We start from the raw sequence: 25,548 nt of genomic DNA, 5'->3' as shown, positions 1-25,548 counted from the left end.
ATGAGTCCGATCGGATGGCCTGACAGGCGCAGGAGAGTATGAAGTTTTCCCGGTTCAGCACCGGTGTACCGGTCAACAGGAGCTTTTGACGCGATGTCGAATGCGCGCGTCCACTCCGCGGTTGGCTCCTTGAGACGGTGCGCCTCATCGATCACCATCACATTGTACTGAGACGCCGTCGTAACGAATTGTCCAAGCCTCTCGTAGTTGATGATTATCCATTGGGCCGAGGGATCAGATGCCTGCATCGAGATTTTGGCATCCGGGCAAACCGCCAGAATCTCACGACTCCAGTTGATGATCAGGCTGGCCAGGCAAATAATCAGGATCGGACGCCCCTTTGCCTGGATGTGTGCAGCAACGATCGATTGTCGGGTTTGCCCAGCCCCATATCGTCTGCCAGCAAAGCGCTGCTGCGCTGCACCAGGTGGGCAACACCTGCACGCTGATAATCATAGAGCTGGTACTGGTTAAGAGCCTCAAGCACCCGCGGAGTCCAATTGATCGGCTTAATTTGTGGGATGCTCGCCAGATACACCTCGTTTACTGAGTCCTCACTTTCTCCCGTGGGCTCCGGACGTTCGCCGCCAACGGCGATGCTCTCCCATTCACGAGCCTGCACCAGGGCTCCATCTTCAAGCAACTCATGGCGACCTTGGAGGATCTGCACCTGCTCTTCTCGCAGCCCGAGCCCGTCGATGAGGCTGCTGTGTAGAGCTTCAGCAGTGCAGGCTATTTTCCAAGCTTTACTGAGCCCTAGATAAAGCCCGCCCATGCGCCGATAAATCGCAATCAACCCAGGGTGGTAGTCACCACGGGCAAGTACCTTGCCGTCAGCCATCGTCGCAATTCTGACTTGGAGGTCAGCTGTGTACGCCGCCACTAGCGGCTTCTCCCGGGACCTATCAAGCTTGCGCGTGAAGGTTTCGTATCCACGAACGATTCCCCCGCGATCGCCTTGAGAGTCGCAAAAAACTCTTGAGTCTCTTCGTGAACAAGGTTCTTTCCGATGCGCCATGTGTTGTGAAGGGGGTGGCCGGGTTTCCGGAAGCAACGAGCCTTAAACCCACTCAGCACTCTGCCTAGCCCCTCCACATAGGCAAATGACAACCCATAGTCGAAGCCGTCGAAGACCGCGCATTTGAGAAGCTCCGCGCCGGTGACTGGTGAGCTGCGCCGCCTGAGCATGCAACTATGTCCCTTTTAATAATCATCACAGTAATACTATCGCAATTGTGATTAGATACGAACACCATTCCTTAGAGAGGCTTAGTTCAGCATGAACCAATCCTTCGAACTCTGCCTTTCAGCAAGACTCCAGTGGATCGACGTGGTTGTCTGCAGCGAAATTAGAGGGTGAGAAATACGTCGCCGCAGCTAGGCGCCGCGCATTTGAGACACTGGACTGTCTCGCTGAGCTGGAGGCAAATAGCTGCAACCCAGTTTATGGGGAGCGCGTCCCTCCTCTCTTGTGGAGACCCCAGAACTTGCCGACCACTACCTCACTGCATTAGGTCAAGAGCGGGAGCTCGTGGAGGAACTCTATGCTGAAGAAGAGGCCCGCAGGCAAAAGGAACGATTGGAAACGGAAGTTGAGCGAGAGCGCTTGGCCAGACGCGCTCAAGCGTTGACCTGCATCGAAGCGGGTCGATGGTCTGAGCTCGACCTGCCCACTCCTGAAGATTTCCTGCAGCAACTCGCCGCAGGAGAAAGTGTTGATGCCCATGGGCACACCTTCAGTTACGACGAAGGTGATGACGTCATATGGATGGACAATCCATACAATTCACCAGGTGGGTTTAGTGGCACACCGACTTTGGTGATGTGCAGGGAGATTCTCACGCATATCGGCTGCGGAGGTATGTATGGGCCTGAGCCTTAAAAAGAGGAGGCGAAACGTGAAAGTCTCAACCCAGCGGCAAAGTGCTGCCTACCTGCTGACGATTGAGCAGGCGATTGCAGCTGGATCCGTGCGAAAGGACACAGCTGGCAAACCCCAAACGACTGCGATCCCCGCGACGGCACTGGAGACCCTTGAACGACTGCGCGCCGGCGAAGACCCGACCGCTGGCATGTTCACAATCCGGGAACTGCTGATAGATCTTATTGAGCAATACCCAGCTCTGAGCGTGGTTGAGTTACCCCCAGCTCTCGCTACCGAAGTTACTTGATCTTGTTCTGACGCCTGAGGCTTGTCTCCAAAGCATTCAATGCCCAATCCGGACACGGGCGCGCACTCTTCAGTACGCTGGCCGCCAACCACGACCGGATACTCCGAATGCTGCAAGGTCGCTTTGTCTCCTCCGCGATGAAATCGGCGGCCTCTCCCTGGGTAATAGAGGCACGACTGATCAGGGATCTCAATGTGTCTTGGTTCGACATCCAACACCTCATAATGCACTTGTGCCTATTCTAACCCAGTTACTTCCTTCGTCCCAATCCACCTCAGGATGACCTTCCTGACATTGCTGATGGCACATAGTGCGCGGTGGCCACGCGCGGGGAACAGCTAGTCTAACGACCAATTATAGGCACTTGTGCCTATAGTAGACAATATGTGAAAGCGGACGCACGTTCCGCTACGACTGAAAAAGCTGACTCAGATACTCTGCTGCCCCCTCCGGGACCATGAGATAGAGCCTTCGATGCGTGCAGCGTTTTTCCGGCACCCTCAATTCCGCTTTTAAACGGAAGACGACTATAGTCGGAACCGCTGAAAATCCCGGGCCTTCAAATGATCAAGCCGGGAACGCAAAATCCGCACGCACAACCAAGCCTTCGGAAAGGCCCTTCGTGAGTTCAGGAAAAACAGGTGCCTCACGCAGGAAACTCTGGCGTTCGAGGCCGGCTTGGATCGCACCTACATTTCTGTCCTGGAACTCGGTCGGCGTTCCCCAACGATCGACACGCTAATTTCCTCTGCGAAGTGCTCGGCATCTCATTGGTCGAGCTGGCCGTACGAGCGCAAGACCTGGACGAATCTCAAAATGACCGAAATGACCATGGCCCAGGCCCTTGATCACTACAAGACAAGGGTTTCGATCCTGAAAAAAGGCTACGCCCAAGAGTGTTATCGCGTCGAGCAGCTCTCCAGATCGTTCTTAGGCCCAATGAACGCCCGGGCCGTCACCTCAGTAGACATCGCAACTTATCGCGATGAGCGCCTCCTCCAGAAGAACCAGAAAACCGGGAAGCTTCTGTCTCCAGCAACAGTTCGCCTTGAAATGTCGTTGCTTTCAAATCTCTTCGAGTTGGGCCGCATTGAATGGGGTATTTGTGACGACAATCCCGTACTGAAGGTTAGGAAGCCGAAAAGTCCGCCCGGGCGTGAACGGCGGCTCACCGCACGGGAAGAGCGCCTGATCTTACGGTACGCCCACAACCATGGTAATGACTCCCTCTACTCCATCATCGTCGTAGCACTTGAAACCGCGATGCGCCAGGGAGAGATCCTTGGTCTGCGCTGGGAGAATATCAACCTCAAGGCACGAGTAGCTCACCTCCCAGATACTAAAAACGGTACGCGACGTGACGTACCGCTATCATTGAAGGCGCGTGATGCCATCATCCGAATGGGCGTCGAAAATACAGGCCAAGTCTTCAAGTACGGGTCCCAGGGACTCAAATCGACCTGGCGAGTGATGCTTCAACGCCTGGCGATCGTGGACCTCCACTTCCATGATTTGCGTCATGAAGCGATCAGTAGGCTATTTGAGTTGGGCACGCTGGACATGATGGAGGTCGCAGCTATCAGCGGCCACAAATCTCTCAGCATGCTTAAACGATATACCCACCTGAAGGCTCAGCGACTCGTCAAAAAACTGGAAGGCGGGAAGAGCAAAGGCCGGCAGGTAGTTATCAACCATCTAATCCCCTACCCCGCAATACTTCTTCAAAGTGAAGACCATGTGACGGTCCGCTTCCTTGATTTCGAAGAGCCAGTGATCACCGGTGCGTGCAAGAACACAACGCTTGCAGCTGCCCAGGACCGTTTGTTGCGACGCCTGATGACCGCTCTAAGGGACGCAACCCCTATTCCGGCACCAGACCAGTACCTTGAACTGATCGAGGAGGCCAGTGTGGTCATGATTGACCCTTTAGCTGCGGCCTGAACAACCAAAATTTTCGATAAAGTATTAGAGATCTGGAGCCATAAACCACTTGAAAGGTACGGCCTGATTGGAGCGACAAAAAAAAGCCTTGTCGGGGAGGGCCTTTTTTTTGAGGTGCGTTTTGCCAATCCGGTCTTTGGAAAGCGATCACCTCAACTACCTGGGGGGGGTCCTTCATGACCGCTTCCTGGGCTGGTGGTGGTTGTGCATCGGGCAATCCGTTCACTGGTGGCTGTAGTTGTCCAGTCGGCTATTCTGTTTCTCAATCGTTTGCGATCGCTGTCGGCGGATGTAGCCCTTGCGCTTCGTACAATTGCTTTAAACCCTAAGATATAGCCTTGCCAATCCGGTCTGTGGAAGGGGGCTGGCGTTAAGCTTGGAGCGACTTGGTCATTAACTAACTATCCAGGACAAGGCTGGGTTCCTATGAACTGCCCTGATGGATATGTAATGACAGGAATGACGGCGCCCATGGAAGACTACAAGATCATCTATTGTCGGCAGCTTTATTGACTGCTTTGCCAATCCGGTCTGTGGAAAGCGCCAGGGGGTTGGGAGAACAAAATTACGCAAGGCTCCTGCTCAGGAGCTACTTGCTTCTTGGGGGATCTTACTTGGAAAGTGTGTTCCGTAACTGGAGCATCAGCCATTGGACAAGCAGAAACCGGGTACATTTTTCAAAACGCATCGGGTTGGTATATGGCCGCATCCCACTTAAATTGGGCTGGACTGTTCTATTGGACCTGTTTTAAGTAGCAGATTACATTGTCAACATGAAGAAAACACACTTAACGATTACTTAGTCTCTACTTCCTTCCAATTGCTATCCAATCAAAATTACTAACAGCCACCCCGTCATTTGCTGCACCACACCCGATCGGGCTTGCACCGCCGTATAGGCGGAATCCACTGCGAGTAACTTCTGCAACTTGATGACCGAACCAATCAAGTTGATTCGCATTGCAGGTTGTTAGCGGAAAGGAACGCCGATAGAGATAAGAATATTAGGTGGATAGGTGAACTGCTCAGGGAAGACTATGTACGTAGATGGGAGTCCCGCACAAATTCGTTGCCCAAAGTCCGCCCATACAGTGCACTGAGAGGTCTGCGCAGAGCCAGTTTGAGTCAAAACTTTCTCTACTCCCATCCAAAGACCGGATTGGCAAAACAGTCAACAGTCAATTGCAGGAGATGATATAGCTACAGACACCTCCGACATTAAATGCTCCTTTATCATAAAAACCGCAGCTAACAATACGATTTGAATCGGCGTAAGCGTAATTGCCTCCTGCGTAGTTTGGCCGAGAAGCTGTGTGGATTCGCGGCGTCCGATGCCGACCAAGTGCAACTACTTGCAATACTCCCAAAAGGAAGAGGTATTTGTTGGCCATGCGAAATAAAGCCAGTAAAAACCTTCCCGCCACCGTTAGAGCGCCACAGACCGGATTGGCAAGGCTGTGAAGTAGCTTGCGTTTACTAAGGCTTACTGCATGAATATGATAAGCAAGGATTGCAACCGCCAATTGCTATGCCGCCAATTAGGTTCGGCACCAATCCAGTCGGGCAACTGTAGCCGCCAGTGATCCTATTTTTGTACTGGTTTGGGATACCGGTCATAAAGCCAGTCCCAAGGCCAGCAACGTCTGCTCCTGTCGATTTCCAAAGACCGGATTGGCAATCTAGTTAACTTCGTAACAACTAATAATTGTGGAGTCCCACGGTGACGACTGCTGCTTGGCCGGTCAAGTAACCAGTTGAGCCCGCAGGACATTTACAGCTTCCTGTGAACGGGTTGCCTTGCCAACAGCCACCATCATACGTTCCAGTTATAGGTGCCTTTAAAATTTCCAGAGCTACTTTTTCCACACACCGGATTGGCAAGAAAGTAGCAGACCCGCCGTGTTGAAGCCGGTTGCCCCAGGGCCAGGACAAGCAGTCCCTTCGGTCACGTAGCCAATGGTCATAGTGGGTGGCGTTGCAGTTGCAGCGAGCAGATCCGCTGCTTGAGTCGCGAAGGAAAAGGCCGAGAGGACTAATAGGCTGGTCAGCTTCAGCATGGCAGGTGCACCTGTATGTATTTGCAGTCAAACGCGATTGCACTGGCAAAAGAATAACATTGACTTTATGAGATGTCACCAAAACTACTATGATTGCCTGCTATATATTCACGATGTACTATCACAATTGCGTTAACACAAATTCTACTCTTTTGAAGGACACGCATGGAAATTCTTCAGGAAGACCTGTTCATCAAGGCAGAAACAGCGCTGAGAGACGGCACTACCGTCATTGCAAAAATCGGCAATTGTCCGAAGCTCGCACCTCGCAGCGCGATCGCCTGGTCAATGGAGTCACCAGGTTGATTGATAGGATCGCCCTCTCGGCACGCTTGGCTATTGAGGCACGCAATGCCGGCGACTTCGGCTGCCTGGCAGCAGCGTCTTCAATTCTTGTCCGTCACTTGTCACTGGCCGGAGAATCATTGCCGGCTATTGAGAGACGCATTACTGGGGGTTCAGTCCATGCATAAAATGACCAACCAAATTCAATGCGGTGACCTGGCCATGGCGCTGGAGGAAGGGCTCGCAGCGATCGATATAGACCTGGGCTCGGCGTCCGACCTGGCGGTTACCTATCGCACGGGCGCCCCTACCCTTTCCGACTTGAAAAAGGCCTTCAGCGCTGGAGACGAATCATTTCAACACGCACTCTCGGCGCGCGGCCTTCATGAGCGCTTCTCATTTTCCGACGACGAAGAACTCCTGGAATCCGCATCCCAGAACGCCTTCTCCAGCGGCTATACATCGCCAGAGCGCTGGGAGAAAGGCGTCCGCCCCAGCCCTCCACTGCTGTTGAAGGAAATCCCCTATCTGCTGAAGGCCTGGAATGACGGGTGGGCTGAAGCCGAGCTTGACAGGACGGAGATCGATGCTCAGCGTGAGGAACAGGAATGGAGGTCGAGGCGAGATACGCTCATTGACTCAAATGCTGGGATTAGGCCGCCTCCCGAGACGCCGGACTGGGAACCAGCCTTAACACAGTGAAAGCAAGCGGACAGACTGGACAGTCTGTCCGCGAGGAACAAGCGTAGCAACGGCAAGCATTGCGAGCCCCTTCATTCCCCGGAATATCCAACCACACCCTTCCGAGGCCATTCACAGAGTTGTGCCAAGGATGCGTCAGCAACGAGCGGGGTCAGTGGCTCACCGAGACCGAGCGAGGCCTGGGCCCCCCAGCGCTCTTCTACATACCGGATGGACGAAGTAGTCTGCTCTCGACACTTGCGAACAGCGGTCGTCAACCAGCCTTGCCACCGCTCAAAATCCACGAAGTGGGAGGATTGATTAGGCAGAGTGAGCAAGTACCGTGTAAGCAGGCCTTGCTGTCCTGGCCACGGACTCAGCACAAACGAAACCGCCGGGGCGGGCGCCGAGTCCACCCTAGGAGACCCGGCTGAAATGACATGGATGGCAACCACATCTTCGGGCACCTCCACCAACCCACCACCTGCAGCGATAAAACCTCATCCATCAAAAGGACCGTCCTCCTTTTGAAATGATGCTCGCCGAGACAGGGGAATCCAGGAACCGAATCATCAAAACGACTGACCCTGCCCGGAAAATCCGCTGTGAGTAGATCCCAGGTGGGCTCTACCTGGGACCTTCCATCAACATCTAATCCGGTGCACCACAGGAGCCTTTCGACCTCGATCGCCAGAGCAAGGTGTAGCGCTTGAAGCACAAGCTGCAATGTCTCAACTCCCCCACCTCCCAGAACCAGGCCGAGGTTGCGCTTTCTCGTCAGAGAAACACCGACCAGTCGATCAACACCCACAGGAAATGGGATTTCAGCCACTGGAAAGTCCGTAAACGGGTCAGAGAAAGCACCAGTCATTTGCCTTACCCTACCAGGGGTTGAAATGGGGATCACCGGGGTGAATTGCGGCGTCCAGGACGTGGGCCATACTCTCTCCCGCGGCGCCGATCTCCGACACAACCATCGCAGCGAGTAAGTTGCTGCTGCTCAATTCGCCGTCATCCGACATGACACCGTCGATTACACCAGAGCCAACAACCTCTTCCAGCGCCTCCGCAAGGAGCTCGACACCCAAAACCAATGGATTCAGTTCACTCAGGACACGATAATTCGCTTCGTCATGGATCCGAGCCTCAACTTGACCCTGATGATCATGCCCGCCTGCAGCCTTAGCCAAACGCTTGCGTGGGCCCGGTCTAGGGGGCATCAACTGACGACGCATCACTTCAATTCGCTGCGCAAAAGGCAGGCGCATCAACACCAGGTGAGGGTAAGCCTCGATAAGGAAGGCGTTGGGTTTTGACAACAGATCACTAAGCTGTTCCGACGCACTTTTGACTGGCTTCAAGTAAGGTCGCATCCAGAATTCCTCTTGATTGACCACAATATTATAGCCTAAACGCCAATAAATTCTTATCTTTTACTATTGGCATTGCGTAGGAAACTACGAGCGTAATTGCAAAGCGACAGCTGAGGTGAGGCACGCGATCGCTGTGAACTTGCAGCGCTTGAAAAAAACTGCGTACTTCTGCTCGTTGTCTCTCTCATCATAATGATCGACGATACCCGCGAAACACGCGAGCGCGCCTGAGAGAATTCCGACGACCCCGAGAACGAGGCTCAACCCATCACGCAGGTAAATTCCGTCCTGGCGACCTGGAAGGTACAGTTCGCCAGATACGTAACCACCAAGCCCCCAGCAAGCTAGAGATACCCCGATCACCAGAAGTACAACTCGCTCAATCGGTGCGTATTTTTTCGGAACGAACTTCATGATTCCCCTTTTGGCAGTCACCGGCCCAGCGTTAGTTCAATAAGTTGATCCCTGGTCGACGCACCGGGAGGTATCTTAGCGGCACCGGCGTGTCGCTCGATCAACGCCTTGCTTTTATCGCTCAACCGAATCGGAAGCGTCATAAGCAGGCTCGCATCCAATTGCCACGGGCGGTCGCTTCGCCTGTTAAAAACTGTCACCGCTTCTCGCAGATGTGTTTTTAATTCCTCCGCAGACCACCTATTGATACGCATCAAATGGCCCGCAGCGCGCTCATAATGGCCACGGGCCTGAGCCAGGCCAATATGCGTGGCCTCATGGCAATCCGGACATAGCGCTTCAAGGCCGATGAGTTTTTGAATCCCTGTGGCCTCATCAAATAACCAACGCTCATGGCACTCGACCGGCCATTTGGGCCCTCGCCCTTCACAAATCTCACAGCAGTAACCGGCTCGCTTGGCGGTGTAGGCTGCGCAGGATTTCCATTCACCAGGAGACAGTTCAGCCCTTAAATTTGAGAACCATGCCGAGGTTGGCACCAAGTCGACATACAAATAAAAGCTGCCTGCACGTTGCTTCTTTGAGGACGCAGCTACCCTCGGCGCCGGAACCGGCAGTTCGAAACCATAGGGGTCGTCGACAGGCTTGCGCATAGCCAACACTCACAATAGAAATGTGTAGATTTATTCTATTGTAATTGCTCTAGCAAGTCATTAGCCTTGCAAGCAGCCTATTTCTAAATTTTATCAACGACCCCAGTGTGCGGTTTATGAAAAAGCACCCCGATATTCATGACGCACTCCAGTCCAGTATCAGAGCGTACAAAACGTGCCTGCAGGAACTGCAGAAGAAGATAACGCCCGGCGCAGGAGCAGTCGCCCCACCGCTGACCCATTCATGTCCTATCGAGCAACTTAAAACAGACACCTTTGAGACGCTCAGTGAAACCCTCTACCACCTGGGTTTAGCCTCAGTTGATTGGATCTCCTCCAGACCCGAGCTCGGAATGCTCAGGGGCGTCATTCAGCCGGCATTCTCGGCGGCCAGCCAATACCGCCAGATGAACATCGACGGCATCGACATCAAGCCGACCGACGCGCCTTTTGTGAGCGGTCTAGCCTGCCGACTGAACATCGACCCTAAAAAAATCTATCAAGAAACCGGGGCGCAAGTTTCTGCCCTGGAGTTGGCTTTTTGGGCTATCACCGAAAAGTCCTCGGAACCACCAATCGAATTCTGAACGCAGCCAACGGAGGTCAGTCGTGCTGACTCGAAGAAACTTTATCCAGTTCTCATTGGGTGCATCAGCGGCATTGGCCTTTCCAGAGATCGGGAGCGCTGCCGGTCCTGACTGGCGCGCCCAGGCGCTGAATCGCGACCGTAACTTGAGCCTCATCCGTCCGGACAGCAAAGAAAAAGCCACACTTTGTTATTGGACGCAGCGAGGGGGCTGGAATGTAGATGGTTACCGCCAAGCGTGCTGGCTTCTGCGCGATGTGAAGTACAGCGCCGCGGTCAACATGGACACCGGATTGCTCGACACCCTCTTCATTATGCAGATGTGGCTGGCAACCTATGGCCAGAAACACGATATTCACGTCCTTTCCGGGTATCGGACAGCGCACCACAATTCCACGCTGGAAGGTGCTGCCAAGAACTCGATGCACCTTTATGGACGCGCCTCCGACATCTATATGCCTGGCGTGTCCCCCGTGCTGCTGGCCAACATGGGGAAAATGCTCGGACTGGGTGGCGTGGGCCTCTACGCAAAACGCGGATTCATTCACGTCGACAAAGGTTCCGTGCGGAGCTGGTCAAGCTAGGCCCGCATAACTATGCGAATCCATGCCAAACAATTATTGTCGACGGCAAGTTACGCTTCTTAATCCCTCGTTTTCACCACCAATTACTCCAGCCCAAAAAAAAGCCCCTCGCTCATGAGGGGCTTCGCCTGTCTGCACAGTTATTTACGCATTCACAGCTTCCTGCAGACTTTTCCCTGGCTTGAAGCTCGGATTGCGGCTCGCCTGGATATCCATGGCCTGGCCGTTTTGCGGGTTGCGCCCGATTCGCGCGGCACGATGCTTAACGGAAAAAGTACCAAAGCCAATGATCGACACGCTTTCACCGCGCTTCAACGCCTCTGAGATCGACTCCAGAACTGACGCGAGCGCGCGCCCAGCATCCGCTTTGGACAGTTTCGTCGATGCTGCAACGACGTCGACAATATCCGATTTGGTCATAAAAACGCCCTGTGTGAGAAAACAATTATGAATTGATAAATTTATTCTGACGCAATTGCAAAATAAATCAATACTCGATTATTTCTAACGATTATTATAATTACAAGCCCGGGTGAGACTTGATGTCATTTTATGTCTTATAATTCGCATCTGTTTACTATTGCACTCTCGCGAGAGAACCCTATGACCTTCTCAGTCAAATGCTTGTTGAGCATCAACCCGGGCAAAGAGCTCAATGATCCCACCGCCGATACATTTACCAACCTCACAACAGCCCTGAATGTGGCCCAGGCACGCGCGATTGAATTTCGGGGTGGGGTGATTACCACCGTGGTGGATAACCTGGTCGCAGGCCACATGGGCGACACCGGCGAAATTATTCGTTTCGAGGAAATGGACGGCCAAGCCGGCGTGATCACTCCGTTACGCGCAGGCTACGAACACGCCCTTCTGCAGGAAACACCTCAAGAGTTGAGGGAATATCGAGTCAACCTTTACACCACGGCTCGCGTGGCCACATCAGGCATTTGGGCGACGTCACCACAAGAGGCCGCCCTCAAAGCCGAGTGCACAATCGACCTACACCGCTTGCTAACCCGGCGAATGACTCACGAGCAGCATCACGGGGTCACCATTGAGGAGGTGAGCTGGGACGAGTCACCGGCGCACAGTTTTTATATTGAAGGTTCAGCAATGGACTTCTCCGGGAGGGCATCACCTTGAACCACCGCTCAGACCTAAAACCCGTTCAACTTTATGTTCCGTTCAAAACCAAACTGCCGCCTGAATCAGCTCCGGATACCGTCGCGACAGTAATCCCGTTGACGAGCGTTTTGTTGCACGAAATTTCTGTACTGCGGGACATGATAGCCAGCCCTGACTCGCGCACAACGAAGGTCGACATGTCCGTTGAGGACATCGAATCCGCCTATGGAGAGCCACTCATTCACTCCACAATCATCGTGACCGGTGACGGAATTCGAATCGATGGCATCCTCGGCGTCTCCGGTCATGCTGTAGTCAGTCCACTCATTCCTCACACAGAGATTGCTCACGCAATGGATTGGGAGTTTTCCCAGTTGCCCCCTATCCACCGCGGACTTGGTGAACCTGCCTTATGAAAGTGCGGAGCCTGGTTACACCCTTGACAGCTTTGAGCCATGAGGAAACGCATCTGCGAATCGAGCAACTCCGTAGTGCTACAGGCTTTCCACGGCGCGAAACAACACCACAGCGCGCTTAAGCCCTCACTTCGCGGGACATTTGGTTCGGGGATATACCTGGCTGATGATTTTGCCGCGCAACAGTATGCCGGCGAGGAGGGTGGTCCTGGCCACTCAGGTCACCCTTCACGCCCCTTACTACTATCGAGCAACCTTCGAACACGATGTCGATCTCGATTCGCCCGCCGTGGACCTGGTCCGCCAGCTGTTCTCTTGGAGCACGGCAGAAAGCCTTTTGCAGTCAGCCATGGCTACAGACGCGGGGTTTGGCAGGGAAATCCAAGTGGCGCTTGAGGAAAGAGATTTCGACGGACTTATTGTCGAATACCAGGACGGCTCGAAGGAAATTGTCGCTTACAACTCAGGCCAGGTTCTGGTCATGACGCCACAACCTGATGACACCCTGACCCCTGAGGCCTGCTGAACCTATTATTTGCAGAGCTGCTTCACTTCCAGTCGGCCACACGCATTGTTGACTGCCACTTGCTTCCACCCAGTACCAGCAACATAGATCCAGAGTTGAGGCGTAAAAGTTGTTGCTGTGTTTGTCGCGGTCACATTGAAACCCTGAATATTGCTTGCAGTCCCGCTATCACAGACTGTAACAGGGGTCGCGTACACCTCCAGGACCGCCGGCGGCGTACACGCTTTTTTAGCGATGGCGACGCCCGTGTTGCTGATTGAGAAATCAACATCAACCCCACCGGCCATCAAGAGAACGGGCGGCGTGGAAACCGTGTCATTGGTCATGTTGGGAGTCGAGCCTGCGTCGTAGCGCGAGAAAGCGCTCGCGCCGGCACCACCACTCAGGCCAATACTCCCGAATAGAAACCAACTGACGCCGGGTCGTTCCACTGCCAATCAAGAGGGGCAGCAAAGGCCAGCACCGGAGTCGAAAGCACGAACGCGACCAGTGCAAACGTTGATTTTATAAGCCGCATATTTATTACCTGATAGTTTATCTTCGGATATACGTCATTGTGAGTTTAACGCTAAAAGCCCTTTCAGTCAGTCCGAATAAAGCGGAAATCTCGCGGAAACCCAAGCGCTTGTGAATCGACAAAAGCAGCACGCTGTTCGTACCAGACTCTTTCGTCCTGGTAGATGGTCCTGATCTCGCTCTCCACCTCGCTACAACTTCTCAAAGGAGGCAAAGCTACGACCTTGTTGACTACCCTCATGCTCAGATCAAGCGCGTCCTGGGCGTGAATCCGCTCGTGAGTTGCCACACCATTGGCGTACTGGCGCCAGAGGTTCATCTCCCCTTCTCTCAGGCTCGCCCCCACCAATTCCGGCACAATGACAACGACCTCAACCGTCAGCGAAAAATGGGATGGCCAGCAACTGGATTCGTCACTCACCACGTCATATCGCCAGTCCCAAGTTGAATTGGTGATGCCGTAGGCTGTTTCACCTTTCACATCAAGTGGGGAGGTGGACAGTGATCGCATCACCTCCTGCCACGAGCTCCCTGAAACGGGGTATGTTTTGAATGACTGCTTGATCGTGAGCTCTCCGCGATCGCCGACCTGCACCTGGGACGTCGGCACAGTCCCCCGATCAATCAACACGACATCATCTGCCCACCCCCCTGCAGGAGCAGCGAGTAAAAAAAGGCCTGCAAGCAGGCCTCTTTTTCTGGTGCATGACCTCACAGAATCGAACCGCGTGCAGCAACTGCCTGTGACGTCTTTGGCAAATAGGAAATGGCTTTGCCGGCGACCGCATCAAACTCCCGAGATAACCAGCCAGGCGTGCCGTCAGAGACGGCTTCAGCGGTATTTGAGCCAATTACGTTCAACCCGAGATCAATAGCATCCAGGGAGCCCGCCGGGAAACGAGTGCCCAAATGAGCAATTTCTTGCGCAGCAATTTTCGCGCTTCCACCGAGCGCCTTAGCCACATTCCCCACCACCGGAACCATACCGATCGCAGCTGACGCGTAGTCGTAATTGTTCATTTCAGACCCATCAAGATTCTTGCCGCTTAGCAGCATGCCCATGCTAACGATGTTGCCAACGACCGGCAGGGAGGTGACCAGGTCCTGAGTGAGTTTCGACTTGAACACACTTTTTGCGAACGCCATGAAGGCCGGGTTGGGATTAGTGAAAGCGGCAAATGACTTATCCATCGCCAATTTTTCAAGATCGCCCTTCAGCGCATTTTTGATCGCGTCATCTGAGCCGGTGTGCTCGACTCGTGCAGCAGGAGCGGTGTCGGACAGAGCCCAGTTAGCGAGCCCCACTGGCTGGGTGTCGGACCTGGCATTCGCGATGTATTCCGCGGGACGCAGATTAAATGCTGAGCTGGAATGGTTTGTCACTTTGAACTGCCCAGACAACTGGCCACTCGATATCGTCTGGGCGGCAACTCCAGGTGCAAGCAAGCTGTATTGGCTCAACGCATCAGCGTTTTCCACAAGGGTCCGTTCCGATGGCGCACCAGCCCAGTTGCTGAGCCCGGCCGCGAGGGCTGCCGGATCGCTGAGTACCTGAGGACTCGTGAGAAGTTTGGGGATATCGACGAATTGCTGGAGGCTGCGTGCAGCCTTTGCGACTTCACCATTTCCAAAGCCAGACCCCAAACCGGCAGATTTGACGGCGCCACTAATCAAGCCATTAAGGCCCTGTCCGCTCAACAGACCTGTCAGGGCCGGCTGGGACGTATTCAAATAGTTGGCTGACTGAATTTTGGCTTCGAGCTCAACAGGTGAAAGCCCGGCGCTGTAAAGTACCTGACGCTGCTTCGCAGTCATCGAGCTGGCCACCTTCGGATTCAGTTCACCGTCATTCAACCCCTGCAGAGCCCAGAGTGCTACTTGCTTGTCAGCCTGGTCACCTCGGTAGACACGGGTAGGAGTCGGTTCTCCCAGCCGGCCTTGCTGCATCACCTTGCGATACACGCCGGCGTAGGCCGGCGACCAGACGTCGTTTACCCCGATCAATTGCATCCCCTCCCCCAGGTATGGACGATCAGGACCGGCTTTCATGCAGTAACCGTTGAAGTTCAGGGTAACTGTTTGCCCTGGCTGAATTTGGTAGCTCGCCTGGATCCGTTGCTGACTTACGGCGGTTTTCCTGGTGCTGACACCTGCTTCAATTTGATCCACATACGAAAGCAAGTCCGTCAGCGCGGACGAAAATTCCACAAACTGTTCCTGTGAGTATTGGTTGCCGGTGGCCTTGATCACATCCCGAGCAGAGTGGAACCGGGCAAGACGGCGTTGATACTCGGGCTGCGCATACCCGATGACGCCCGTGGAGGTGCTTGTGAAAATCGAACGCGCGGCACGAGATGAAGCCTGATCTTGCGCACTCATCTGCCCTTTATAGGCATGCTCAGTTTTCGAGAAAACACCACCAAAGCCAGACGGAAGCTGACCTGGGGCAGCGCAGCCGGCCAGCTGCAGCGCAATCAGCGTCATGGCCAGACGCCGATATGCAGACCCGCTTTTCGATTCCATAACCTTGCTCCGGTGATTTGACTGAGCTGATCCAGCCCGATGCTGAACCATTGCGACACAAACTATATGAATGTTATATTTCCATATACGCTTTAGCAAATCAATTGACTGATTGCAGAATGCAATCTGAGGAGGCTCCTTGGTCAAGAAAAACACCACTATGTTGATGCTCGCTTGCGCACTCACCGGCGTCACAAACTGCGCAGTGGCGAACGACAATCCGGATCCGGGTTTGAACTGCGGTACTCCAGCCGATTACAAATGGCTGACTGCCGCCCTGGGCAAATCGACTGGGCAACCGGCGAGCATTCAGGCAGTCGCTTCGGCCAATGCGCTGTCATTGTGCGAAGTGCGCCTGGACAGCGGCAACTTGGTCTATAGCCGACCTGGCGACAAAACAATCATGGTTGGCCGCCTTTATGAGGTATCCAACGAATCCATAGTCGACCTGACGCAATTCTCCCTGGAAGCGGCTAACCAGTCCTTGCTCAAAACCATCAGCAAAGACGACTACGTTGCCTACTCGCCAAACCAGTCAGCCAAGGCTTTCATCTACGTCATGACAGACGTTGATTGTGCTTACTGCCGCAAGCTTCACAAAGAAATCCCCGACCTGAATAAAGCAGGTATTGAGGTTCGATATCTGCCGTACGTTCGCAGCAGCCGGCAGGGATCCGCCTGGGACACCATGAGCAACATTTGGTGCTCCGCCGGCGACAGAAAGTCACTGCTGGACGAGGCAATGGCAGGTAAGAAGCTAGAAAGGCAGGAGTGTGGTGAACCTGTTCTTGATCGCTACCAGGACGTCGGCCGACAGACACAGCTCCAAGGCACTCCGCACATTCTTTTCAGTGACGGCCGCTCCCAATCTGGTAGTTCCACTGATCTTGTATCCAAGGTGCTTAAAAGCGCTTCAAATCTTAAAGAAAATACTCAAGATAAGTGATCGATATATAATCCAATGGCTGCGCATCAGCCATTGGACTTAATTACAAAATAACATATCTAATTGCTATCTTCGTAGTCATCGACTGGCAATACCGCAAGACGCACCTTGAATTGCTTAGCGTTACTATTGGGGATCGCTGAAATCATACCCCTCAACGCCTCAGTGAGGTTGCCTGTACTTATAGATGCGCAAAACACCTCATCGCCACTGCACCAATCGCGCATTGCTGTTGGATATTGGTGCGCTCCGGGTGAAGCCATTTCTATTTTCGGAAATTCTTCAAGGTTGGGATATGAGTCAATGCCCAACTCACTAAAAGAAAAGTCGCGAGCCTTGAACTTTTCGATAATGGATGGTGCTTTAACCGCCAACCCGCCGAGCAATATCGAGATAACCGTTAAAGAGGCCCATACTCTCCAAGTGGACCGTCTTCCACCTTCATTGCTGTGGATTTGGGGGGCGGCTCGAACTGGCTCAACTGAAGGCCGTAAAAATGGAGGCAAATTATCTGAATGAGCCAGATAGAGACCTTTCCGTTCGAGTGCAGCTAAAATACCGTCGACCCAGAGAATTGCATCACCGTCAGGCCTGAGCCTGGAAATACGCTCGCGGATTTCCGAAACTGACTGAGTTGGCGAGACATGTCGTGCACGAGCAAGCATGACAAGTTCACCTAATTCCATTTTCGTCGCGATCTTGAGATGAACTTTGTATAACTCGTCATCTGCACTTTTATGGCAAAACCTATATCCTCGATCAAACAATTCTGTTTCAAACGCCTCTAACATCTTCTCATACCAAGTGACATTCATATCACTGTGAACCGCTGAGGCATATTGTGTAATCGAACCAATAAGCTCATTGGTTCGCAAGATAGAAGCAAAATCGAGTTCGCTCATCGGGGTTATCTCGGAAATAAAAGTTTAATAGCATTAAATGATATTTAAGCCTCTAAGAGCCAACGCTGTTTGGAGGGATGACCACCCACTTCCAGTCATTGCGCGTTTCGCCATGCGTTTTTAACTGAACGAGCATCGACCTTTTAGGCCGAATCCACTTAAGTGCATCTTCCGTCAATCGCATCTTGGTCGCTGAGCTGCGCCAGAACATCTCGTCAATGCCCAGTACCACTTTGGTGGCCACGGAGGCGATAAAATCATCGGGGAAGTGCGTGAGGGACTGACTGGCGCAAATCATCGCAATACCGAACTTCCTCGCCTCTTTGGCGATGGTGTTTATGATGTTGTCTTCGTCGTCATCGGCATAGATGTGCGCCTCGTCCAGCATCAACACATCTAAGATGCTCTTCTGCTCGCCGCGCTGGACGGCCTGGAGAAAGAGCTCCTCTAACCTGAACAATACGAAAAGCTTTCGCTCATCCATCGAGAGGGGCTTGATGTTGTAGCGCCACACCCTGGCGTCAGGATCAAACGGCGGCGGAGTGGCTTTGAAGATGCCAATGCCGTCAAGATTTTCCAAGCGATCAACCACGGACTTAAGCACCTCGGTGCTGTCGTACTTCATGACGCTTTCGAGCTCGCGCCCGGTGACGATCGAATTAGCGTACGCAGTGTAGGCCTCAATCGCTTTGGCTTTGGCTTTCTCCAGGTCGGCCTGCAGCTTTTCATCTTCGAAAGCTTTCTCACCCCGGCGCAACGCCTCCAGCAGTTTCCGCTGGTACGCAGCGGCTGCTTTGTTGGACAACTCAAGGTTGGTAATAGCAGTCATCCCAGTGCCGAGGAACAACTGTTGAAGGACGTTACGAGCCATCCGCAAAACATCACTGATCGAGGGGTGTGATCGATCAGTCATTTTGGGAGACCAGCGTGTAATCGCGCCCTGGTATTCGCCCGATGGAATAAACCAACTTTTTAGGTTGCCATCCCAGCGAGCCCCTAAGGCCTTGGCATCGTCTTTTTCGTCGATCGGAACGTCGATGTAAAACCGGTTATCCCCGCCTTCCGACATCAGCTGGCCCACGGAATCGTCAACCAACCAAGTGGATGGCTCGTACTGGTTGAAACCGTGCTTGGCGTACACGTCGTGCAAAATATTGCGCAGCGCAGCTTCCTGCTTAGGGGCCAATGCACGCATCACACGATTGACGGTCTTGATGAAACCCTGAACACGCTTGCGCACACCACCGTAATCCGGATCCGGATTAACCCGAAGGGGATTCATCCCCCACTGGGTCTGCTCACTAAACAGCACCAGGGAAGCATCGGGGATATCAATGTCCCCATGCACATCGAAAACGTGGAAGCGCGGGAGCGGTTCATTGGCCGCGGCGGCAGAGTCGGTCATCTGCCGGATCATCTTGCGAAGTTGGAAGGTTTTACCAGCTCCACTCATTCCGACCAGCAAAACGTGTCCGTTAATGGCCTGACTTGTGTCGAGGCAAACCTCAACCTGTTTTTGCGCTTTCAAAGCCGCGGCATCGAGACCCCAGGAAACTCTCATCGGTCACCCCTTGGTTAAAAAAATGCCCGCCGAAGGGCAGGCTCAAGGGTGTACTTCGATATTGCTGACCAGGCACAGGTAACGGAAGGGGAACGTCATATGCCTTACAACAAATGCAAAATACACGATGAAGACTTTATACTATCGAAATCTCTAAAGCAAACAACGTCGCGACCCTAACACCAATTAGAAATTGAACTGATACTCTGTCGATTCTGACTCCTGGACCATTGGAGCTGGCAGCGAGACCACATCATCAGCAAAGCCAGGAATTTCTTCGTATACAGCTTCGGGGATGAGCTCGGGACCGCCAAAACCCTGCACCTCATCTATTTCATTCGCCACAATGCCGACGTCATCAAACCCGGGCATGTCGTCAAGATGGCCTGTGATTACTTCATGCCCATCCGCACCCGCTGGAATTAGGGCAGGCGCCACAAAGTGACTATCGCATTTGGCATCCTCAAAAACGCCACGAAGGTCATCCGACGGGCTGCGCAGATCACGCGTATCAGCTCTGCTCTCGGTGACATCGAGAGCTGCGTGTATAAGCTCATCCGCCTTGGCATTCAGTTTGGACACGATCTCCACCACCGAACCATTTAAGTCATCCAACACCTTGCGGCGCAGGTCGGTGCGCAGGTCGTATTCATTTACACCGGTGGCCATTGCGATACCGACAACCAGCGTCTGCTCACCCGCCTCCGTCAAAATCGGCCCGGCCTCATTGGCCTTGAATTGCACGTAGACGTACCCTGCAGGAGGACTGCTCTCGACCGCCGAAAAATTTCGTACAATCAGTCCCATGCCATCGTCTGCCCACCCTGAACGCTGTAGTTCAGATTCGATCGCATCAAATCGACCGCGGCTGGTCGACTTTCCAACATCGGGAACCGCAACCGTCAGCGCAAGCGACTCAACAAAATTAAGTACCTGGTCATCAAGCGACACGCCGTCACCAGGAGCATTCGCGCTCAACCAGACCTCAATTTCCGCCTGCTCGGCAGAAAGAGTTGAGTCTTCAGACTCCAAGCGAGCAATCTCCGCCTGGATCACAGCCAGTTGCTGCGCCGCAGTAGCGATACTGTCGGCCAAGCTGTGTCGCCGGCCGATTACCCCCGACAGTTGCTCCTGAGCAGTTTCAATTTTGGCGTGCTTGCGGAACAGTTCGGTAAGAGCCGTTGCTCCGGTTTGCGCCTGGGTTTCTTCTGGCGTACTCAATGGAGGATCCTCAAGCTATCAAAACTGAAATTCATATTCGGGTGCCGGTTCAGGCTCTGCCGCCAACTCCACCAATTCGGCAATGGTCAGATCCGCGGTCAGTGGCGGCAGGTCCTGGGTTGATGCGCCTGTCGCTCCAACCTTCACAACATATTCAGACAAGGAGTCCACCATCGGATGATTGCCGTCCCCGTAGAACCACGTTCTCGCCGCCCGTATCGCTGCAGGGTCCATCTCCGTAAGGAAGCGGCTGGTGATGTTTGCCGACTCCTCAGGCGTACGAGACTCTTTGGGGTTGACCGGGATCTTCCAACGATTTGCCAGCGCGAGATCATTCGGCGCGACCAGGATCAATTTTTCTTTCACCCGGGTATACGCCACATAGGCTAAGCGTCGCTCGGACTCCATATCGACTGGACGGTCCGGCATGAAGTGGGGGAATTGCCCTTCAATCATACCCGGGACGATCACAAGCGGAAATTCCAGCCCCTTTGACTTGTGCACCGAGGTAATTAGGAGGGGGTCGCGCATCACCTCTGGCTGGTCCTGTTGGTCCATTCGCTCGGAGAATGCGTCCAGCATGGCTCCTGCGTTTTCGTAGCGGGACACCTCCCGGGACATCAAGTTGATCACATTCAGACGATCAGCCTGCTTCAATGGATTTGCAATGCGCCGTTGAACGTCTGACCGCCAGTCCAACTGCTTCCAGATGATTCCGGCCAACTCGGACATGGCCGTACCAGGCTCGGCCAAACGTTCAAGCACGTCCGCACGGCGCCGCAGTCCGCTCAATTGCCCTGGCTTGATGCCATCGTTTTCAGTCAACGACCGAATCATTTTCGGAATGTCGGCCAGTTCCATTTTTGCCAGGCTACCGGACAGCTTTTTGATAAGTGGCCGCGTCAAGAAGATCCCCGGCGAACTGAGGACAGAAGCAAGCATTTCCTGCCGGCCTTCCGCTCCACACTCACGGAACAGCTCTGCATCGCTCATCACGGCGTACGCATTAATGGCCTTCACCTCTGGCATGCCCATGATGCCGCGGCTTTCAATCAGATAGGGCACGCCTTCACGAATCAGATGCATTTCCAGCGGCGCTGCCAACTCATAGGTGCGAACCAGCACAGCCGCCTCTCGCATTTTGCGCCCGGACTCCTTCCACTCCCTGAGGTCCTGCATGATTGCGTGGGGCCAGTAACGATCGCCGGTCTTGGTTGACGCCATACGCATTTGCACGGAGGTCCTTGGGGTGCCGGTGTTGGAGATGCAAAGCTTTTGCGGTCGGTCCTCATTGTTGCGAATCAAACTATTGGCCGCCACCGCGACCTCATGACCGTAACGGAAGGTTTCACTCAGCTGATAGCGGGTGACATTTTCCTTGCCTAAGCGCTCTTCGAGCCCACTCATCATGTAGGACAGGTTCGCGCCACGCCACCCGTAGATGCACTGGTCCTCGTCTCCCACGACCATCAAGTTACCGCGCGTCCCCAGTAGGGCAATAATCACCTCTTGCTGAGCATCATCAACATCCTGGTACTCGTCGACAATGATGTGCTCAAACTCGTTACCCGCCCATTTTGCGGCATCTGGGGAGTCACGGAACAAGCAAGCAAGGTCATAAATCAGGTCATCAAACGTCCTGAGGCCTTCCTCTTTGCGAATGCGCTCATGCTCAAGAATGGCCATGGCCACTTCTTCATCATCTTCTGCGTATTCCAGCAAGTCCTCGTGATTATCGATCTGTTCCAGCCGGACCAGGCCAGCCTTCATCATCGTCAAGCCCTGGCGCAACAGCCCGACTTTCAACTCATCGACGTCGTAAACTCCACTGTTGCCAGTTGGCCCCGCCAGGGCACGGCGCGCAAGGGTAGCCGCTTCAGGCTCACCGAGCAGCTGACGGACAGGCAGCAGACCTTCTTCTTCCGCAACCTGGAGCACCTCCTTGCAAAAGGAATGGATAGTGCGGAATTTCAGCTTGCTGGCATTAACCATCGGCAATGAAGCAAGCCGGGCATTGATCTCTTTAATTGCGTCCACGTTAAAAGCGAGCCCCAACACTTCATCGGGCTTCACCTTGTTTGACAACAGGTAACCGCAATACCCGATCGCCATTTTCGTTTTCCCTGAACCAGGCGCCGCTGAAACTAGGCCGTGTCGACTGGCATGCGTGGCGGCCTTCACCTGCTCGTCAGAAAAACCATCCAGCCAGGGGTATTCTTGGCGTAGGTCGCTCACGATGCTCTCTCCTTGTTGATGTATTCTTTTGTATATGTCATATTAAATTATAGCACGATTTGATTTATGAGCATACCATGCTTGAGGCGCTGCCTGCTTTTGGTCGCCAGCAGGCCAGCGGCTGCTTCATATAGCGACCCTATATAAACCCCAACAAGGAACGTATTCATGACGCCTACCACCAGGTTTTACCCCATTGATGCGCCCTGCGCTTACCCTGAAGCCGTCGGCACAGACGATCAGATCGAGGTCAGTGATGGATCCCTGTACATTCACTTGAATGGACGGCGCGCTAAATTGATCGGCATTCAATCCCTGGACTTCCTCATTGAACAGCTGGTGGCCATCAGTGCAGAAATCAAACCGATGCCGCGTCCGGGCCAGCCCTGTCGTGGCGCGATCACATCGGTCACAGAAGAACCAAACTATCGCCGGCTGTACGCGCAATACGCCCTTGCGATGGCCTATATCAATGAGTCCCTGGGCATCACCGGCGAAGACCTGCATATGTCGAATGGGATTGCCCCGGCGCTGCGGGAGATTTTCAAACTCAAATCCGCAGCCGGATTGGAGGGTAGCGTTCGCCACTGAAGGGCCCGCGGCAAGTTCAAACCCGCAAAGAAAAGGCCCCGGAACTATCTAAGCGTCCGCGGCCTTTTTTATTACCTGGAGAAACAGCAAAACAATTTGCGTGAGTAGAACACACAGACAACATCGGCGTCGCATCAAGCGAAGCACCCTACGATACAAATGGTCGGCTGGAATCACCCGAACTTGAACGCCTCGGGCCTATGAATGTAATAGCCCTGGAATGCATCGACACCGCATGAGGTGAGATAGTCCATGTGGTTTTTCGTTTCAATACACTCGGCGATAACCACCATGCCACGATTCTTGGCCAACTTGATCACCGCCTCCAGCACATCCCGCGGGGCACCCTCACCACAAATACTCCGGCTCAGCTTCACCGCTTTCCAAGGCAGATCAATCATGCCGAGGGACGCCGCGCCCTCACCGAAATCATCCAGGTATACAGCCACGCCGGCAGAAGCCAACATGTCGACCGTCTGCTTCACTAAGGCAAGATTTTGAATCTCTGCGGTTTCGGTGATCTCAATAGCAATGTTGCTCCGACCTCTCAGAATGGAGATCGCCTCAAGCATTGCTCCCGAATCACACGCCGTAAGGCTTGAGAAGTTGACGGTGTGAACCGGGGCACACTCTGGAATGGCTTTCAACGCCATACGAAGTAGCATCAGGTCGTATTCCTGAACCAGCCCGAGCTGCTCGATCATCACCATCGCGGTTCCAACCGACTCACCACCGATACGGGACAAGATTTCGAAGTGATGCTTCCCATCCAGGTACTGGATTCGCTGGCGATAAAGCTCAACGATGGTTTCAAGGTCACCACCGAGAATGAACCGATCAATCAAATCGGTGGACTCCCAATCGTCCTTGACAGAGTCCACGGCAATCAATCCACGTCCCGAAGATTTGGCCTGCCGACAGGCACTTTCGGCCCGAGCAACTGCATGAGAAAGATCAGGGCAAGAAGCCAGGCCAACTGCCGCATCGATTCGAATAGGTTTGCCGACCGCCTCCGTCACCCGCGCGCGCACCGTCTTGCGCAGTTGGTTTATTTGCTGTTCCACCAGGTAAGGATCTCTTCGCTCAGAAACCCCTACCCACGCGTCGCCGGCGACGTGAAACCAATGATGTCGGCCGTCCTCACAAAGGGCAGCGCCAATCACTCCGAGGATTTTGTCGCCGCTCTCATGCCCGAGCAGCTTGTTGAGGAGTCTAAAGTTGGCAATGTCCAAATGGACAACGCTCCACCCATTATTGGTAACTGGCGCCTTCGCAACAAAGTCGAGCAAACCGCAACGCCCTCCACCACCTGGCATTGAATAGGAGGTCGGCCCCAACGACACCAAACTGTTCATCTCGACGCCTCTTCAATCATGGCCCTTCAGCAGCTTTTTGGTTATCGAGCTCAGGTCGTCCATCGTGGTGTACCTGATCCGCAAATAACCGCCTTTCCCCTTGGTTGCTTTTTCCAGCGTCGCTTCATGGCCGAGCCGTTGCGACATGACATCGAGCCAACGCCGCTCATCAGGATCGTCACGAGCGGGCGTAGCTGATAGCTTGGCCGGTTTTTTTTCGGCGCGAGCCAGCAATTCAATCTGCCTGTACCCGAGACGCTGCTCAGCTGCCACGCGCGCAATACGAACTGCGGCGGCCGTGTTGAGTCCGTACAGGCAGCGGACTTTCGATTCGCTGAGCTGGCCATCTTCGAGCAACTCTTGAACTGCAAGAGGCAACGTGAATAAGCGCAAGTGGTTGGTAATCACCACCCGGCTGGCCCCCAACATTTGGCCCAGCGCCTCATGAGTCAGCTCAAACTCGTCGATCGCCATTTGGTAACCACGTGCCCGCTCCAAACTGTTGAGATCTTCACGTTGATCGTTCTCAACAAGTCCAGCCTGCAAAGCCTGAAGATCGGTAAAGTTACGCACCAAGCACGGCAAGAGCTCTAATTTCACCAGCGATCCCGCTCGCCACCGGCGCTCACCGGCGACAATTTCATACAACTCAACGTCCCCTGCCTTTGGCCGAACGACGATGGGCTCAATGATTCCCAGATCGTTTTCCAAAAAACTCTGTGCCAGCTCCAATAAAGCTTTTTGATTGAAATGCGACCGCGGCTGGAAACGACCAGGCACCAGTTGATCCGGCCTGAGCATCTTGAGACCAGGCGTACGCCAAGACACGCCGTGAGGTAGGCCTTCTACTTGACTTGTAGGCATCCTTGAACCTCAATTAGGAACT

At 53.7% G+C, this 25,548-nt stretch carries 27 protein-coding genes and 1 pseudogene; 13 read left to right on the top strand and 15 right to left on the bottom strand.

Annotated elements, in window-relative coordinates:
• Positions 1 to 322: 322 nt before the first annotated feature.
• Positions 323 to 841, bottom strand: coding sequence for a hypothetical protein (locus OZ428_RS34495; RefSeq protein WP_269134352.1), 519 nt, complete (start codon positions 839 to 841; stop codon positions 323 to 325).
• 690 nt (positions 842 to 1,531) lie between these two features.
• On the opposite strand from OZ428_RS34495, the gene OZ428_RS34490 reads away from it, so the two are divergent.
• The 4 genes and pseudogenes from OZ428_RS34490 to OZ428_RS34480 all read left to right on the top strand — a co-directional run bounded on the left by OZ428_RS34490 (position 1,532) and on the right by OZ428_RS34480 (position 4,112).
• Complete coding sequence (locus tag OZ428_RS34490) at positions 1,532 to 1,882, top strand: hypothetical protein (protein WP_269134351.1); 351 nt, start codon at positions 1,532 to 1,534, stop codon at positions 1,880 to 1,882.
• A gap of 16 nt (positions 1,883 to 1,898) precedes the next feature.
• Complete coding sequence (locus OZ428_RS34485; RefSeq protein WP_269134350.1) at positions 1,899 to 2,171, top strand: hypothetical protein; 273 nt, start codon at positions 1,899 to 1,901, stop codon at positions 2,169 to 2,171.
• 585 nt (positions 2,172 to 2,756) lie between these two features.
• Positions 2,757 to 2,906 (top strand): annotated as a pseudogene (locus OZ428_RS34815) (helix-turn-helix domain-containing protein); the annotation flags it as partial.
• A gap of 81 nt (positions 2,907 to 2,987) precedes the next feature.
• Complete coding sequence (locus tag OZ428_RS34480) at positions 2,988 to 4,112, top strand: site-specific integrase (protein WP_269134349.1); 1,125 nt, start codon at positions 2,988 to 2,990, stop codon at positions 4,110 to 4,112.
• A 1,853-nt stretch (positions 4,113 to 5,965) separates the two neighbouring features.
• On the opposite strand, the gene OZ428_RS34475 is transcribed toward OZ428_RS34480, so the two are convergent.
• Positions 5,966 to 6,169, bottom strand: coding sequence for a hypothetical protein (locus OZ428_RS34475; RefSeq protein ID WP_269134348.1), 204 nt, complete (start codon positions 6,167 to 6,169; stop codon positions 5,966 to 5,968).
• 165 nt (positions 6,170 to 6,334) lie between these two features.
• On the opposite strand from OZ428_RS34475, the gene OZ428_RS34470 reads away from it, so the two are divergent.
• Together OZ428_RS34470 and OZ428_RS34465 are read left to right on the top strand one after the other, a co-directional pair.
• Complete coding sequence (locus OZ428_RS34470) at positions 6,335 to 6,475, top strand: hypothetical protein (protein ID WP_269134347.1); 141 nt, start codon at positions 6,335 to 6,337, stop codon at positions 6,473 to 6,475.
• Positions 6,476 to 6,634: 159 nt separating this feature from the next.
• Positions 6,635 to 7,156 carry a hypothetical protein gene (locus tag OZ428_RS34465; RefSeq protein WP_269134346.1) on the top strand — a complete coding sequence of 174 codons (522 nt, stop codon included), beginning with the start codon at positions 6,635 to 6,637 and terminating at the stop codon, positions 7,154 to 7,156.
• An 860-nt stretch (positions 7,157 to 8,016) separates the two neighbouring features.
• On the opposite strand, the gene OZ428_RS34460 is transcribed toward OZ428_RS34465, so the two are convergent.
• The 3 genes from OZ428_RS34460 to OZ428_RS34450 all read right to left on the bottom strand — a co-directional run bounded on the left by OZ428_RS34460 (position 8,017) and on the right by OZ428_RS34450 (position 9,575).
• A complete protein-coding gene (locus OZ428_RS34460) occupies positions 8,017 to 8,508 on the bottom strand; it encodes a hypothetical protein (RefSeq protein ID WP_269134345.1) in 492 nt (163 codons plus the stop codon).
• An 84-nt stretch (positions 8,509 to 8,592) separates the two neighbouring features.
• On the bottom strand, positions 8,593 to 8,922 hold the full coding sequence (locus OZ428_RS34455; RefSeq protein ID WP_269134344.1) for a hypothetical protein: 330 nt from the start codon (positions 8,920 to 8,922) through the stop codon (positions 8,593 to 8,595).
• A gap of 17 nt (positions 8,923 to 8,939) precedes the next feature.
• Positions 8,940 to 9,575 (bottom strand): hypothetical protein, encoded by a 636-nt coding sequence (locus OZ428_RS34450; RefSeq protein ID WP_269134343.1) that lies wholly within the window; start codon positions 9,573 to 9,575, stop codon positions 8,940 to 8,942.
• A 116-nt stretch (positions 9,576 to 9,691) separates the two neighbouring features.
• On the opposite strand from OZ428_RS34450, the gene OZ428_RS34445 reads away from it, so the two are divergent.
• Entirely contained in the window at positions 9,692 to 10,162 is a 471-nt protein-coding gene (locus OZ428_RS34445) for a hypothetical protein (RefSeq protein WP_269134342.1), read from the top strand.
• A 22-nt stretch (positions 10,163 to 10,184) separates the two neighbouring features.
• Positions 10,185 to 10,745 carry a YcbK family protein gene (locus OZ428_RS34440; RefSeq protein ID WP_269134341.1) on the top strand — a complete coding sequence of 187 codons (561 nt, stop codon included), beginning with the start codon at positions 10,185 to 10,187 and terminating at the stop codon, positions 10,743 to 10,745.
• A 144-nt stretch (positions 10,746 to 10,889) separates the two neighbouring features.
• Here the strand turns inward: OZ428_RS34440 and OZ428_RS34435 are convergent, their stop codons facing one another.
• A complete protein-coding gene (locus OZ428_RS34435; RefSeq protein WP_269134340.1) occupies positions 10,890 to 11,165 on the bottom strand; it encodes an HU family DNA-binding protein in 276 nt (91 codons plus the stop codon).
• 183 nt (positions 11,166 to 11,348) lie between these two features.
• Here OZ428_RS34435 and OZ428_RS34430 point away from each other — a divergent pair, with 183 nt between their 5' ends.
• From OZ428_RS34430 to OZ428_RS34420, 3 genes are all read left to right on the top strand, one after another.
• On the top strand, positions 11,349 to 11,888 hold the full coding sequence (locus OZ428_RS34430; protein ID WP_269134339.1) for a hypothetical protein: 540 nt from the start codon (positions 11,349 to 11,351) through the stop codon (positions 11,886 to 11,888).
• On the top strand, positions 11,885 to 12,286 hold the full coding sequence (locus OZ428_RS34425; protein ID WP_269134338.1) for a hypothetical protein: 402 nt from the start codon (positions 11,885 to 11,887) through the stop codon (positions 12,284 to 12,286). Before OZ428_RS34430 ends, OZ428_RS34425 begins: the two co-directional genes overlap by 4 nt.
• Before the next feature lie 166 nt (positions 12,287 to 12,452).
• On the top strand, positions 12,453 to 12,812 hold the full coding sequence (locus tag OZ428_RS34420) for a hypothetical protein (protein ID WP_269134337.1): 360 nt from the start codon (positions 12,453 to 12,455) through the stop codon (positions 12,810 to 12,812).
• A gap of 5 nt (positions 12,813 to 12,817) precedes the next feature.
• On the opposite strand, the gene OZ428_RS34415 is transcribed toward OZ428_RS34420, so the two are convergent.
• From OZ428_RS34415 to OZ428_RS34405, 3 genes are all read right to left on the bottom strand, one after another.
• Positions 12,818 to 13,138 carry a hypothetical protein gene (locus OZ428_RS34415; RefSeq protein ID WP_269134336.1) on the bottom strand — a complete coding sequence of 107 codons (321 nt, stop codon included), beginning with the start codon at positions 13,136 to 13,138 and terminating at the stop codon, positions 12,818 to 12,820.
• Positions 13,139 to 13,392: 254 nt separating this feature from the next.
• Entirely contained in the window at positions 13,393 to 13,923 is a 531-nt protein-coding gene (locus tag OZ428_RS34410) for a DUF922 domain-containing protein (protein WP_269134458.1), read from the bottom strand.
• Positions 13,924 to 14,039: 116 nt separating this feature from the next.
• Complete coding sequence (locus tag OZ428_RS34405; protein ID WP_269134335.1) at positions 14,040 to 15,851, bottom strand: hypothetical protein; 1,812 nt, start codon at positions 15,849 to 15,851, stop codon at positions 14,040 to 14,042.
• Positions 15,852 to 15,990: 139 nt separating this feature from the next.
• On the opposite strand from OZ428_RS34405, the gene OZ428_RS34400 reads away from it, so the two are divergent.
• A complete protein-coding gene (locus OZ428_RS34400; protein ID WP_269134334.1) occupies positions 15,991 to 16,797 on the top strand; it encodes a DsbC family protein in 807 nt (268 codons plus the stop codon).
• Positions 16,798 to 16,856: 59 nt separating this feature from the next.
• On the opposite strand, the gene OZ428_RS34395 is transcribed toward OZ428_RS34400, so the two are convergent.
• The 4 genes from OZ428_RS34395 to OZ428_RS34380 form a co-directional block, all read right to left on the bottom strand.
• Complete coding sequence (locus OZ428_RS34395) at positions 16,857 to 17,699, bottom strand: hypothetical protein (RefSeq protein ID WP_269134333.1); 843 nt, start codon at positions 17,697 to 17,699, stop codon at positions 16,857 to 16,859.
• Between the two features lie 52 nt (positions 17,700 to 17,751).
• Positions 17,752 to 19,260: a DUF5710 domain-containing protein gene (locus OZ428_RS34390; RefSeq protein WP_269134332.1), complete on the bottom strand. Its 1,509-nt coding sequence runs from the start codon at positions 19,258 to 19,260 to the stop codon at positions 17,752 to 17,754.
• A 186-nt stretch (positions 19,261 to 19,446) separates the two neighbouring features.
• Positions 19,447 to 20,481, bottom strand: a complete 1,035-nt coding sequence (locus tag OZ428_RS34385) for a hypothetical protein (protein ID WP_269134331.1) — start codon at positions 20,479 to 20,481, stop codon at positions 19,447 to 19,449.
• An 18-nt stretch (positions 20,482 to 20,499) separates the two neighbouring features.
• Positions 20,500 to 22,716, bottom strand: a complete 2,217-nt coding sequence (locus OZ428_RS34380; protein WP_269134330.1) for an ATP-dependent helicase — start codon at positions 22,714 to 22,716, stop codon at positions 20,500 to 20,502.
• A 168-nt stretch (positions 22,717 to 22,884) separates the two neighbouring features.
• Between OZ428_RS34380 and OZ428_RS34375 the strand changes: the two genes are divergently transcribed.
• The gene (locus tag OZ428_RS34375; RefSeq protein WP_269134329.1) at positions 22,885 to 23,307 is read left to right on the top strand and encodes a hypothetical protein; all 423 of its coding nucleotides are present in this window, start codon (positions 22,885 to 22,887) and stop codon (positions 23,305 to 23,307) included.
• A 173-nt stretch (positions 23,308 to 23,480) separates the two neighbouring features.
• Here the strand turns inward: OZ428_RS34375 and OZ428_RS34370 are convergent, their stop codons facing one another.
• Entirely contained in the window at positions 23,481 to 24,662 is a 1,182-nt protein-coding gene (locus OZ428_RS34370; RefSeq protein ID WP_269134328.1) for an EAL domain-containing protein, read from the bottom strand.
• A 12-nt stretch (positions 24,663 to 24,674) separates the two neighbouring features.
• Complete coding sequence (locus OZ428_RS34365; protein ID WP_269134327.1) at positions 24,675 to 25,463, bottom strand: ParB/RepB/Spo0J family partition protein; 789 nt, start codon at positions 25,461 to 25,463, stop codon at positions 24,675 to 24,677.
• Positions 25,464 to 25,548 lie beyond the last annotated feature (85 nt).

It is taken from the genome of Pseudomonas sp. GXZC (assembly GCF_026967615.1).
Classification (GTDB): Bacteria; Pseudomonadota; Gammaproteobacteria; order Pseudomonadales; family Pseudomonadaceae; genus Aquipseudomonas; species Aquipseudomonas azotoformans_A.
This window is presented reverse-complemented; position numbering and strand designations above follow the sequence as displayed.

Excerpts from the sequence above, each read along its gene's own strand:
- OZ428_RS34495 (WP_269134352.1), bottom strand. The coding sequence starts at position 841 with ATGGCTGACGGCAAGGTACTTGCCCGTGGTGACTACCACCCTGGGTTG.
- OZ428_RS34480 (WP_269134349.1), top strand. The coding sequence starts at position 2,988 with ATGACCGAAATGACCATGGCCCAGGCCCTTGATCACTACAAGACAAGG.
- OZ428_RS34475 (WP_269134348.1), bottom strand. The coding sequence starts at position 6,169 with ATGCTGAAGCTGACCAGCCTATTAGTCCTCTCGGCCTTTTCCTTCGCG.
- OZ428_RS34470 (WP_269134347.1), top strand. The coding sequence starts at position 6,335 with ATGGAAATTCTTCAGGAAGACCTGTTCATCAAGGCAGAAACAGCGCTG.
- OZ428_RS34465 (WP_269134346.1), top strand. The coding sequence starts at position 6,635 with ATGCATAAAATGACCAACCAAATTCAATGCGGTGACCTGGCCATGGCG.
- OZ428_RS34460 (WP_269134345.1), bottom strand. The coding sequence starts at position 8,508 with ATGCGACCTTACTTGAAGCCAGTCAAAAGTGCGTCGGAACAGCTTAGT.
- OZ428_RS34455 (WP_269134344.1), bottom strand. The coding sequence starts at position 8,922 with ATGAAGTTCGTTCCGAAAAAATACGCACCGATTGAGCGAGTTGTACTT.
- OZ428_RS34450 (WP_269134343.1), bottom strand. The coding sequence starts at position 9,575 with ATGCGCAAGCCTGTCGACGACCCCTATGGTTTCGAACTGCCGGTTCCG.
- OZ428_RS34445 (WP_269134342.1), top strand. The coding sequence starts at position 9,692 with ATGAAAAAGCACCCCGATATTCATGACGCACTCCAGTCCAGTATCAGA.
- OZ428_RS34435 (WP_269134340.1), bottom strand. The coding sequence starts at position 11,165 with ATGACCAAATCGGATATTGTCGACGTCGTTGCAGCATCGACGAAACTG.
- OZ428_RS34430 (WP_269134339.1), top strand. The coding sequence starts at position 11,349 with ATGACCTTCTCAGTCAAATGCTTGTTGAGCATCAACCCGGGCAAAGAG.
- OZ428_RS34420 (WP_269134337.1), top strand. The coding sequence starts at position 12,453 with ATGATTTTGCCGCGCAACAGTATGCCGGCGAGGAGGGTGGTCCTGGCC.
- OZ428_RS34415 (WP_269134336.1), bottom strand. The coding sequence starts at position 13,138 with ATGACCAATGACACGGTTTCCACGCCGCCCGTTCTCTTGATGGCCGGT.
- OZ428_RS34405 (WP_269134335.1), bottom strand. The coding sequence starts at position 15,851 with ATGGAATCGAAAAGCGGGTCTGCATATCGGCGTCTGGCCATGACGCTG.
- OZ428_RS34395 (WP_269134333.1), bottom strand. The coding sequence starts at position 17,699 with ATGAGCGAACTCGATTTTGCTTCTATCTTGCGAACCAATGAGCTTATT.
- OZ428_RS34390 (WP_269134332.1), bottom strand. The coding sequence starts at position 19,260 with ATGAGAGTTTCCTGGGGTCTCGATGCCGCGGCTTTGAAAGCGCAAAAA.
- OZ428_RS34375 (WP_269134329.1), top strand. The coding sequence starts at position 22,885 with ATGACGCCTACCACCAGGTTTTACCCCATTGATGCGCCCTGCGCTTAC.
- OZ428_RS34370 (WP_269134328.1), bottom strand. The coding sequence starts at position 24,662 with ATGAACAGTTTGGTGTCGTTGGGGCCGACCTCCTATTCAATGCCAGGT.
- OZ428_RS34365 (WP_269134327.1), bottom strand. The coding sequence starts at position 25,463 with ATGCTCAGGCCGGATCAACTGGTGCCTGGTCGTTTCCAGCCGCGGTCG.